Consider the following 11,870-nt stretch of genomic DNA (forward strand, 5'->3'; position numbering starts at 1 on the left):
ACAGGACGCGACTCAGACAAAATACGGCCTGCCGTCATTGACGCGCACCAGCCTCGGGCGAGGGGGAGTTATCCTCCGGCATCGCCCGGACGTCGTCATGGGTGCCCTTGTCAGCCGCTCCGGTCTTCTCCGGCGGCGGCCCGGCCGGAATGTTATAACCGCGCGTGCCGGGAACAATCCGCACCTCGTCCCCGTCAAGCAAACCGGCCGACGGATTGTTGATCACCTTGTCCGTCACCTTCAGACCTTCGATGATCTGTACGCTCTTCCCGAGCAGCGTGCCCACCGTCACGGACACAAGGTGAACCCGGTTGCTGCCGTCCACCATCGCCACCTGCAATCCCTCAGCACGGAAAATCAGCGCGCCGACAGGCAGAATGAGAATGTCCGGATCGCCCGGCGCCTCGAAATGCACCGTCGCATAGGAATCCGGCCAGAGCTCACCACGCGGATTATCAACCATCAGCTCGGTGTTCACCGTGCGGGTGTTCTGGTTGAACGCCGCCGCCGTCGCGAGATAACGCGCCTGGAACTCGCGCCCCTGGAACTGCGGCACCTTCAGCGTGGCGGTCAGCTTCGGCGTAATGATATCCGCATAATCCTGCGGCACCGGAACGAACACGCGCATCGCATGCACATCCGCCACGCTGAACAGCTCCGTGGCGCTGCCACGGGAACTGACATCGCCGCCACCGGCATTCACATAGTCGCCCACATCGGCCAGACGCGCCGTAACCACGCCATCGAACGGCGCCACGATCTTCTTGAAGCCCTCAAGCGCGGCATAACGCTCCATATCATGACGCGCCGCCTCAACCTGAGCCTGCTGCGCCTCGGCATTGGCCGCCTGCACATCGACTTCCTGCTGCGACACCGCCTGCGTGCCCTGGAGCGCTTTCCAGCGTCTCGCCGTGATCTGAGCCAGCTTGTAACGGGCCAGCGCCACATCCAGATTGGCCTTCGCCGCACCGAACTGCGCATCCAGACCCGGCGTTTCGATCTCAGCCAGAAGATCCCCGGCATGAACCGCCGCGCCGATGTCCTTGTACCACATCTTCACATAGCCGGAGACCTGCGCGTAAATCGGCGCCTGATACCAGGCCGAAATATTGGCCGGCAGATCCAGCGTGCGGTGCGTCGGTCCGGGCTGCGGGCTGATCAGCTGAACCCTGGGATAAGAACTCTCCTGCGTCTCAGATGCCAGCCGCACAAAGTGATAGTGGCGCCGGAGAATCCCCCACGCCGCCAGCACAAGGGCCACAATCAGAACAATGATGAGCGCAAGCTTTCCGCGCGATTGCCTGGCACTCATGCCGCTTCTCCCTCGGGCGTCTTCGATTTCTGTTTCCGTCCGTGCAACATGGCGAAGACGCAGGGCACGAACAGCAGTGTCGCCACGGTCGCCACCAGCAGGCCACCGATCACGGCGCGCCCCAGCGGAGCGTTCTGTGAATTACTCATCGACATCGGCAACATGCCGACAATCATGGCCGAAGCCGTCATCAGCACGGGACGAATACGCTCGAACCCGGCATCCAGCGCCGCCTTGAACACATCCCCGTGCCGCGCCAGCTCGTCACGGGCAAAAGACACCACCAGGATCGAGTTCGCCGTCGCCGTTCCCATGCACATGATCGCACCCGTCAGCGCCGGAACCGACAACGCCGTGTGCGTCAGGAACAGCGACCACGCAATCCCGCCCAGAGCCCCCGGCAGCGCCGTGATGATGATGAACGGATCAAGCCAGGACTGAAAGTTCACGACAATGATCAGATAGACCAGCATGATCGACATCGCGAGACCGCCAATAAGCTGGGCATAGGCCGAATTCATCGTCACGCCCTGGCCGATCACAGCCATGGAAGACCCGTGCGGCAGCTTGTCCTGCTCGGCCGCCACAATCCGTTTGACCTCCCGCGCCACGCTGCCAAGGTCGATCCCCTCGTTCATGGCGTAGATGTCGAACACCGGCATGATATTATAGTGCGCAACCTCGCCCGGCGTCCCCGTCTCGACAATCTTGCTCAGACCGCCAAGCAGCTGAACGGTGTTGCCGTTCGGGTTTCCGTCGCCCTTGTCGACCGGCGTGATCTCCAGATCGTTCATCGTCTGCAGATATTCCGCCGGCGTCTGAATATCGATCAGATGCGAAACACCCGTCTTCGGGTCGAGCCAGTAAACCTGACCAACCTGAGAACTGCCCGACAGCGAGACCAGCATGTTGTTGGCCACGTTCGCCTCGGTAATGCCCGTGCCCAGCGCAAAGGTCCGTCGCGCATTCACCAGCAATGTCGGCGTGGTCATCGGCTCCTGAACATTCACATCCGCAATACCGGGCACACGACGCAGCTTCGTCACCAGCCGGTTCGCGAAGATGAAATTGTCATGCAGATTCCGGCCAATGATCTGAACGTCGATCGGAGCCGGCGCGCCGAAATTCAGAATCTTCGCCGTGAGATCAGCTGGCTGGAACGTAATCTGCGTCCCGGGAAACTTCTTCTGCAAACCAGCCCGCAACGTGGCCCGATACTCCGCCACCGGCGAATCGCCGTCCTTCAGCGTCACGTTCAGATCGCAATCCTGCGCCCCCACCGTCGGCGTCGGAATAAACGCCTGATTCAGCGGACTGAACGGCAGACCACAGTTATCGACAACGGACTCGATCTGCCCCGGCAGCAGACGCTCGATCTCATCATTCACAAGCTGGGAAATCTTGCCCGCTTCCTCGATCCGCGTCCCGAGCGGCGCCCGCATGTGCAGCGCCAGCGCATTCGAGTTGATCTCCGGAAAGAAATCCTGCCCGACAAAGAACAGCAGACCCAGAGAGCCGACCGCTGCCGCGAGAAACCCGCCGATAAAGCTGCCCCGCGCCCCGATCAGCGTGGCCAGAATTTCCTTGTAGCCATTACGGAACTGCTCGAACCGATGCTCGAACCCGCGCTGGAACCGCCCGAAGATATTCTTCGGCTCCTTGTTCTCGCCGGACCGCTCCGCCGCGACCTGCGCCGCAAGCAGATATTTCGCCATGGTCGGAACCAGCGTTCGCGACAGCACGAAAGACGCCAGCATCGCGAAAATGATCGCCTCGGCCATCGGCATGAACAGCCAGCCCGCCACACCCGTCAGCTGGAACAGCGGCATCCAGACGATACAGATACACAGCGTCGAGACGAAGGTCGCCACCACGATCTGGTTCGCCGCGTCGATAATCGCGTCCTCAAGCTCCTTGCCGCCATGCAGATGCGCATCGATATTTTCGATCATAACGGTGGCGTCATCGACCAGAATACCAACCGCCAGCGCCAGCCCGCCCAGCGTCATCACATTGATGGTCTGCCCGGCCCAGCCCAGTCCGATAATCGCACAGAGCATCGCCAGCGGAATGGACGTGGCAATAATCACCGTCGAACGCCAGGACCCCAGAAACAACAGCACGACAAGCCCGGTCAGCAACGCCGCCGTGCCCATCTCCTGAACAACGTCCCGCACCGACTCCTTCACAAAAGTCGAGGCATCATTGACGATCGTGATGTCCACACCCGCCGGCAGCGTCTTCACAATACCCGGCAGGAGTTGCTTGACGCCGTCCACAACAGCCAGCGTCGAGGCATCGCCACTCTTCATGATGACAATGAGAACGCCCTGCTGCCCCTTCACCAACACCATGTTGGTCTGCGGCGGCCCGCCGGCATGCACCCAGGCCACGTCACGCATATACACAACCGAATTCCCGACCTGCTTGATCGGGATCGCATTGAACGTATCGATGTCGCGCGGCGCCGCGTTGGACTGCACCATCCAGTCCATCGTGCCAATCTTCTGATCCCCGGCGGGAAGCACGATATTCTGCCGGTTCAGCGCCGCCGACACATCCACCGGCGAGAGTCCGTGCGCCAGCAGCTTGGTCGGATTGAGATCGACCATGATGTTGCCCGGCTGCCCGCCATACGGGTTCGGAATCGCGGCGCCCGCGACAGACACAAGGGCCGGACGGATCAGGTTCGACGACATGTCGTAAATCTGCGACGCCGTCATGCTGGTCGAGGACACCTGCAACGTCAGAACCGGCACCGAAGACGCATTGTATGTCAGAACCAGCGGCGGCGTGGACCCCGTCGGCATCTGCTTGATGACAGTCTGCGAAACAGCGGTAATCTGGGTCTGCGCCGCGGAGGCATCGGTTCCCGGCTGAAAGAAAATCTTGACGATGCCACGCCCGTAATAGGACTGGCTCTCGATATGCTCGATGTTGTTGACCGTCGCCGTCAGTGCGCGTTCGTAATAATAAATCACGCGCCCGGACATGTCCTCCGGCATGAGACCCGTATAGGTCCACGCCACCGCAACGACCGGAATTTTGATGTTTGGAAAAACGTCTGTCGGCGTAAACAGAATTGACCGGACGCCAAACACCAGAATCAGAATTGAAAGAACGACAAAGGTGTAAGGCCGTTTAAGAGCAATGACGACAATTTCGTTCATACACTCTCACCCGAACGCGCGTCTGACAGATACATTACAAATAACATAAGAAACTTTCTGGCAGCGAATGCTGCGGATGGCGAATAAAATACCTTTTAAGAGACCGTCATCGAACTGTCATAACAGCACAGTCCCCGGCCCGCGCCGGAACGCCCGCCACCGGAGCGCGCCACGCCGGACTCAGGGCCGGATCTGATCCGCAGCCGGAAAGACCGCAACAAGCTTCGTCCCCCGCCCCGGATCACCGGGCGTAGCGTCTTCCACCAGAATCCAGGCATTGTGAAGTCTGAGAATCGAGGTAACAAGACTAAGACCAAGACCACTCCCGCGAATGTGACGACTCTTGTCCGAACGATAGAAACGCGTCAGCACGGCCCCGCGTTCCTCCGGTGCGATCCCGATTCCCGTATCCGTTACCGAAACGGCCGGATGCCCCGCCCGATATCCGATATCAACCTGCACACGTCCGCCAGGCGGCGTAAACTTGATCGCGTTATCCACAAGATTGGCCAGCATTTCGATCAGAAGATCCCGGTCGCCCTGAACCACGACAGAAGAAGCCGGCAGACCCGCGCCCCCGCCGTCCTCCACATCGCGCACCATCACCGGCCCCCGCAGACTGACCTCCTCGCTCTCCGCGATCGGCTCATAAAGATCGATGATATCCCGGGCCAGATCCTCCAGCCCGACCGTCGCGAACCCGTCCCGGCGCCGCCCGTTATCGATCTCGGCCATGCGCAGCAACGCCGTGATGATCGCAAAACACTGATCGAGATTCTCGATCGCCCCGCCAATCGTGTCGCGCAGCACCTCGGGAGATTCCGCCCCCGGCCCGGACAGAACCCGCTCAAGCGAGGCACGCACCCGCGCCAGCGGCGTCCGCAGATCATGAGCAATGTCATTCCCGACAGCCCGCATGTCATGCATCAGCTGCTCCAGCCGGTCGAGCATCCGGTTGACGCTCCCCGCCAGCCGCTGCATGTCGTCACTCTCCGACCCGGCGGGCAACCGCTCATGGATGTCCCCCCGCATGATCCGGTCAACCGCCTCATGCATCTCCTTCACCCGCGCCAGCGCCCGGTGACTCAGCCAGACCCCCGTCACCAGCGCCAGAATGAGAATGGGAACAATCGTCGTCAGCGAGGCCCGGCGCATCATCAGCTTCTGCTCGCTCAGCGGATGCACACTGCGCCCGAGCGCCAGAAGCCGCCCGTCCGGCAGCCGGTCAGCCAGAAACCACATCTTATAAGGCGCGCCCTCCTCCGGAATCATCACGGAGGCATGAAGGCCGCCATCCGCGACCAGCCCCTCCGGCCACTCCTTCAGATCCCCAGTCACAGGCTCGCGGTTCGCTGTGAAAATCCCTGCCTCATTGATGACAATCCGCAGATCATCTGTGGACCGCTCGCGAATCACATAGCTGAGATGGTCCGCCGGCAGCGACAGCAGAAAATCCATCTCGCGATGCAGAAGCTGCCCGGAACGACGGAACTCCTGCGACGTCATCTGGCTGTAAACGAGCGAAAACTGCAACAACGTCGCCACCAGAATCGCCAGCGCAAACCCCAGCGCCAGACGAAACCGGGCCGTGCGGAACAGCTCGAACTGCCGGCCCCGCAGAATGGACGACATCTCCCGCCCGATACTCAGTCCGGCACGCTGAGCGTGAATCCCGCCCCCCGGATGCTATGGATGAGCGGCACCTCGTCAGGACCATCAACCTTCCGGCGCAGCTTGCCGATATGCACGTCCACCAGATTGGTCTGCGGAATAAACCGGTAGTTCCAGACCTCCTCCAGCATCATCGCCCGCGTCAGAACCTGCCCCGGACGCCGCATCAGAAACTCCAGCAGACGAAACTCCCGCGGCAGCAGCTCGATCTCCCGCCCGTCCCGCTCCACCCGCCGGTCGATCAGATCCATCGTCAGAGGGCCCGCCCGCAACATCGTCTGCCGCGTGTCGTCCGGACGCCGCAGCAACGCCTCGATCCGAGCAACAAGCTCCTCCATCGCAAACGGCTTCGTCAGATAATCGTCACCACCCGCCTTCAGCCCGCTGACCCGGTCATCCACAGCCGACAGCGCGGACAGAACAAGGACCGGCGTCCGGATACTGCGCGCGCGCAAAGTCTCGATCAGCGTCAGCCCGTCCAGACCGGGCAGCATCCTGTCCACCACCAGAACGTCATGCGCCCCCGAAAGCGCCTTCTCCAGCCCCTGGTCGCCGGTCTCCACAGCCGTCACGGCAAGGTGGCGGCTCTCCAGCTCTTCGGCAATCTCACGGGCTATACCGCTGTCATCCTCGACCAGCAGGACATGTGCACCATTCATGTTGGCAGATGCGCTCATAAGCACAGGGATGCCGCCTGCACCGCCCGATTGCCACTAAAATCCGTTTCATGACTGAATCCGAACGTCACACTCAGCGACAGAACACACAAATCCCGCGCCACTGGAGCCCCCGGACATCCTCCGAGAACCCGGTGTCCCCGCCACACACCGTAATCAGCGTAACCGCCCGAAACATTACTACCCGCAAATGTTACACCAGTGACAAAATTGCAACAAAAGTTTCAGATCAGACCCGCGCCAGACACATATCGTTGCAAGCGCCGCGCCGGTCATGCCAGGAGCGAAATTATTCCGACACTCTGTCTAAATCCGGTTTTATAAGGTCTGACCGCCAATGGTTCTCTCCCGCTTACATCCCTGCACACCACGACAAGGGCTCCGTAAGCTGAAATCCCGCGCGACGTTCCTCGCGGCAACGGTGTTCGCTTCCTCCCCCATCCTGTTACAGTCCACCCAGGCCGGCGCCGCGACAACCAGCGCCGCAACGGACGCCTCCGCCACACAGCCGGTCGCGCACACCACCCGGCACCACACACACGCCGCGTACGGCACAACGCCGACCTCCCGCGCCGTCACAGCCACCAGCGCCACGCCGGCCACGGCCACCACCCCGGCCCGCGCGACGGCGGCAGCCCGGCACGGCAACGCCACCACGCTCAGCCAGCATTACGAAAGCGGCGGCAACGAAGAAGTCGTCGTCACCGGATCAATGCTCCGCACCGCGCGCAACACCAGCCCGAACCCGGTCCAGACCATCACCTCCACCCAGATCCAGCAGGCCGGCGTCGCCACCCTGGGCGACTTCCTCCAGCGCATGCCCTCCATCGGGTCCAGCGGTACGAACAACAACCAGACCAACGGCACGGGCGGCGCCTCCTGCGTCGACTTCCGCAACATGGGCCAGAACCGCGTGCTCGTTCTCATCGACGGCAAGCGTACCACCATGAACGGCGACAATAACTGCGTCGATTTCAACACCATTCCGACCGATATGGTCGACAGCATCGAAATGCTGAAAGACGGCGGCTCGGAACTCTACGGCGCCGACGCCGTGTCGGGCGTCATCAACATCAAGATGAAGCACAACGTCACGGACGGAAACGTCACCGCCTATGGCGGAATCAGCGGACAGGGCGACGCACTGACCGGCAAGCTGTCCGGCCATAAAGGCTGGAACTTCGATCACGACAAAGGCAACATCACCATCTTCGGCTCCTACATGACCCAGGGCGGGATCATGCAGAAAGACCGCTCATGGGCCTCACCGGTCGCCGCCAGCAACCCGACCTCCGGCACGCCCACCTACGGCTCCTTCATCGCCTCGTCCGGACACTATATCGGCGAGACGACCGGCAACGAATACACCGGCACAAACAGCGGCCAGATCGTCCCCTGGAACAATAAATACCGTTATAATTACGGCCAGGACCAGATGCTCTCGAACTATCTGCAAAACTCTACGCTGAGCGGCGATCTGCACTACGAGATCAACAAACACTTCATCCCATACGCCAACGTCCTGTACAGCCACCGCACATCCATGGCGCAGATGGCTGCCGAACCGGTCGAAGGCGCCGTGCCGCCCTCCAGTATGCCCGCCGAACTCGTCATCCCGGCCAATGATCCGTACAACACAACGGGCGAAGACCTCCAGATGTACAAGCGGATGAACGAATTCGGACCCCGCCGCACCGAAGACGCCTCCGATACCGTCACAGGCATCGGCGGCATGCGCGGCGAAATCACCCATGGCTGGATGTACGACGCCTCCTACACCTACGGCTCGAACATGATGACCGAGCAGATGTCGGGCGTGGGCAGCTATCCCGCCCTCCTGCAGGATTACGGGCTTCAGCAGGTCGATCCGACAAGCACGAACAGCGCGCTCGTCTACAACCCGTCCGTTTGTAACGCCGCCAAAGGCTGCGTGCTGTCCAGCCCGTTCGCCCCGCTCTCAAAAGAAGCCGCGGAATACGCAAACTATACGTCGCACAGCCATTACCACTACCAGATGCGTGACCTGAACGTCCGCATCAACAATAACCACATCGTTAAAATGCCCTGGAAAAACGGCGGTGATTTCGCCGTCGCGCTCGGCATGGAACACCGCGGCGAGCAGCTCAGCTACAACCCCGATCCGCTCATCGCCTCCGGCGAGAGCCTGACCAGCACCTCCACCTACACGGGCGGCGGATTCAACGTCACGGAAGGCTATCTGGAAGGCAAGCTGACACTGCTGCACAACGCCTTCCTCGCCCGCGACCTGACCATCGACGGACAGGGCCGCTATTCCTCCTACAATACCTTCGGAGGCGCCAAAAACTGGAAAGCCGCGATCAACTGGTCCCCGACCAGAGACATCCGCTTCCACGCCACACTCGGCACGTCCTACCGCCAGCCCAACGTCTATGAACTCTATGGCGGCCAGCAGCTCAGCTACAACAATGCCACCGACCCCTGCGCCCAGGCCGCAAGCTACGGCACGTACGCCGGCGCCGTGGCACTGAACTGCGCCCGTCGCGGCATCAACTCCGCCACCTTCCAGGACGTCAACTCCGGGCAGATCGCCACACTGACCGGCGGCAACTCAAAACTGCGCCCCGAAACCGGACGCACCTGGACCGTCGGCTCGGACGTGACCCCGCACTGGATTCCCGGCCTGCACGCCTCGGCCACATACTGGCACTATACCATCGCCAATCTGATCTCCGCCGTGTCGACACAGTATATCGTCGATCAGTGCTTCACCGGCCTGGGCAGCGGCTACTGCGCCAGCATCCAGCGCTTCGCATCCTCGAACCAGATCGACTACGTCTCGTCGTTCTACACCAACCAGGGCGGCCTCCATCAGAGCGGCATCGACTGGGACGTGGACTACGCCTTCCACATCACCCCCGCCGACCGCCTGATGATCAGCACCAACTTCCAGCAGCTTCTGAACTACAAACAGCAGAACACCGCCGGCGGCGCCTGGACAAACTATACCGGCGGCCTGCAATACAACGCCAGCGCAGGCAGCCTCCCCGCCGCCGGAATGCCCCGCGTGCGCGATTACACAACAGTGACCTGGCGCCACGGCAATTTCCACGTCACCTATATGATGACCTTCATCGGCGGCATGCGCTGGAACAACAGCTCGAACTTCCTGACGGCGGACGGCAGCCAGCGCTATAAAACACCCGGCATGTTCAAGAACGATCTGTCCCTCGGCTACGAATACGGCCGCTGGAACTTCACCGGCGGCATCAACAACATCAACAACAAGAAGCCCCCCTACGTCGTCAGCGCGACCGACAACAGCATGGCTTCGATCTACGGCGAATTCTACGAAGGCCGCTCCTTCTGGCTCCAGGTCTCCGCCGGCTTCTGACCCCGGCAGACTTCCCGAAACCAACCGCCCCAGCAAAGGCCCGGACCAGACAGGTCCGGGCCTTTGTCATTATCAGACCGAATCAGACCGGCAGTCGCAGACCGGCAATATATCACCCGCCCGGAAACAGGCCTCCCGCACCTCACCGGCCGGTTTCGCAAAACCCGGCCCGGCATACCGGCGCCCGCCGCCTCCCGCAGCCGGATTGTTTTCTCACCGGATCGTACACGACACTGACTGCAACCTGATCCGCAACGACCGCCGCCACACGGCTATAATCATATCGATTCAGGAACAGAAAATGCCGGCCACCGGCTTCTGATAAAATTGATTTCTGCATATATTTTATGTCGTTAACAAAAAACATAATCAGGTGAAGATACAGATTGACCAAGAAAGTCCTGTTGCATTCGTCTATAGTCGTCGTAACATAGATCACACAATATTGCGGTCGCGACGCGCCTCCGCCCATGCTGAAAGGCCGCGAAACGTGACGCCCTGTGTTGTCAGCTCTGACCGGAGAATTTTTCACACGAACGGATCACGGAAATGCGGCACCCAGCCTCTCCGGCCCGGCCTCGCCGGACTGATCATCAGCCTGATCGCCGGACCGATCGCCATCGGAAGCATCACCAGTTGTAACGCCGCCGCCGATCCCCAGGCCCGCCTGATGGATTACGTCGGCGTCGGAAACACCACCAGCCACACCACCGCCAGCGCAAAAAACAGCAGCGTCGCCGGCACAACCCGGACCGCAACGACCGCCGCCACCGGCACGCAGACCGGAACCGTCACCCCCGCCGTCACGACACAGACCGGAGCAGCAGCCAGCCCCGCCGCGGCGGACGAGGACGACGTCACACTCACCGGCCCCCACTCGATCTTCGACGGCCAGCGCACGCTCGGAACCAGCGGCCTGAGCTCGCTCGAAGGCGCCAGCGGCGGCGGCATCGCCACCTGGGCCACCATCGGCGGATACGGCAGTAAGAAAGGCCTCGGCATGGCCTTTCACTACAGCTACGTGAACGTCACGAATTACACGGACCAGAATTTCGGCGCCATCCTCGGAATCTACGACCGCGTCGAGCTGTCCTACTCACACAACTTCTTCCAGACCGGAAAGACAGGCCGGATGCTCGGCATCGGAAAAGGCTATCAGTTCGACCTCGATACCGGTGGCGTCAAAGTCCGCCTGTTCGGTCACGTCCTCGACAAAACCCTGATCCCGCAGTTCGCAATCGGCGCCATGTACAAACATGACGGCGACAACAAGGTCATCAAGGAAGTCGGCGCGAAATCGACAGACGGCGCCGATGTCTATTTCGCAGCCACCAAACTCTACCCGTCGATCGGGCTGCTCATCAGCACCACCATGCGCCTCACAAAAGGCAACCAGTGGGGCATCCTCGGCTTCGGCGGCGACCGGAACAACAGCTACCACCCGCAGTTCGAAGGCTCACTCGGCTACCTGCCGTCCTTCATCCCCGGACTGGTCGTCGGCGTCGAATACCGCACCAAACCCCGTAACCAGAACTTCACCCCGGAAAGCAACTGGTTCGACGCGGATTTCTCACACTTGAGGCAATTTCGGGTCATTTTGTAGAATTCAGTCATCCCACAGGAGCCCGATCTGGAATATTGACGATATTCTGCTTCTGGCGGCGGGT

General features: G+C 61.1%; 6 protein-coding genes. 2 read left to right on the forward strand and 4 right to left on the reverse strand.

Going from position 1 to position 11,870, the window contains the following annotated elements:
- Nucleotides 1–34: 34 nt before the first annotated feature.
- From GOB90_RS12390 to GOB90_RS12405, 4 genes are all read right to left on the reverse strand, one after another.
- Nucleotides 35–1,312, reverse strand: coding sequence for an efflux RND transporter periplasmic adaptor subunit (locus GOB90_RS12390; RefSeq protein WP_146890055.1), 1,278 nt, complete (start codon nucleotides 1,310–1,312; stop codon nucleotides 35–37).
- Entirely contained in the window at nucleotides 1,309–4,482 is a 3,174-nt protein-coding gene (locus tag GOB90_RS12395) for an efflux RND transporter permease subunit (protein ID WP_146890058.1), read from the reverse strand. Before GOB90_RS12395 ends, GOB90_RS12390 begins: the two co-directional genes overlap by 4 nt.
- A 180-nt stretch (nucleotides 4,483–4,662) precedes the next feature.
- A complete protein-coding gene (locus tag GOB90_RS12400) occupies nucleotides 4,663–6,114 on the reverse strand; it encodes a HAMP domain-containing sensor histidine kinase (protein ID WP_242011987.1) in 1,452 nt (483 codons plus the stop codon).
- 14 nt (nucleotides 6,115–6,128) lie between these two features.
- Entirely contained in the window at nucleotides 6,129–6,830 is a 702-nt protein-coding gene (locus GOB90_RS12405; protein WP_146890061.1) for a response regulator transcription factor, read from the reverse strand.
- A 337-nt stretch (nucleotides 6,831–7,167) separates the two neighbouring features.
- Here GOB90_RS12405 and GOB90_RS12410 point away from each other — a divergent pair, with 337 nt between their 5' ends.
- Nucleotides 7,168–10,203 (forward strand): TonB-dependent receptor plug domain-containing protein, encoded by a 3,036-nt coding sequence (locus GOB90_RS12410; protein WP_173572080.1) that lies wholly within the window; start codon nucleotides 7,168–7,170, stop codon nucleotides 10,201–10,203.
- A gap of 490 nt (nucleotides 10,204–10,693) precedes the next feature.
- Nucleotides 10,694–11,806: a DUF3034 family protein gene (locus tag GOB90_RS12415; RefSeq protein WP_264813299.1), complete on the forward strand. Its 1,113-nt coding sequence runs from the start codon at nucleotides 10,694–10,696 to the stop codon at nucleotides 11,804–11,806.
- Nucleotides 11,807–11,870 lie beyond the last annotated feature (64 nt).

It is taken from the genome of Acetobacter oeni (assembly GCF_011516825.1).
Taxonomy (GTDB): domain Bacteria; phylum Pseudomonadota; class Alphaproteobacteria; order Acetobacterales; family Acetobacteraceae; genus Acetobacter; species Acetobacter oeni.

Excerpts from the sequence above, each read along its gene's own strand:
- GOB90_RS12395 (WP_146890058.1), bottom strand. The coding sequence starts at position 4,482 with ATGAACGAAATTGTCGTCATTGCTCTTAAACGGCCTTACACCTTTGTC.
- GOB90_RS12405 (WP_146890061.1), bottom strand. The coding sequence starts at position 6,830 with ATGAGCGCATCTGCCAACATGAATGGTGCACATGTCCTGCTGGTCGAG.
- GOB90_RS12410 (WP_173572080.1), top strand. The coding sequence starts at position 7,168 with ATGGTTCTCTCCCGCTTACATCCCTGCACACCACGACAAGGGCTCCGT.
- GOB90_RS12390 (WP_146890055.1), bottom strand. The coding sequence starts at position 1,312 with ATGAGTGCCAGGCAATCGCGCGGAAAGCTTGCGCTCATCATTGTTCTG.
- GOB90_RS12400 (WP_242011987.1), bottom strand. The coding sequence starts at position 6,114 with ATGTCGTCCATTCTGCGGGGCCGGCAGTTCGAGCTGTTCCGCACGGCC.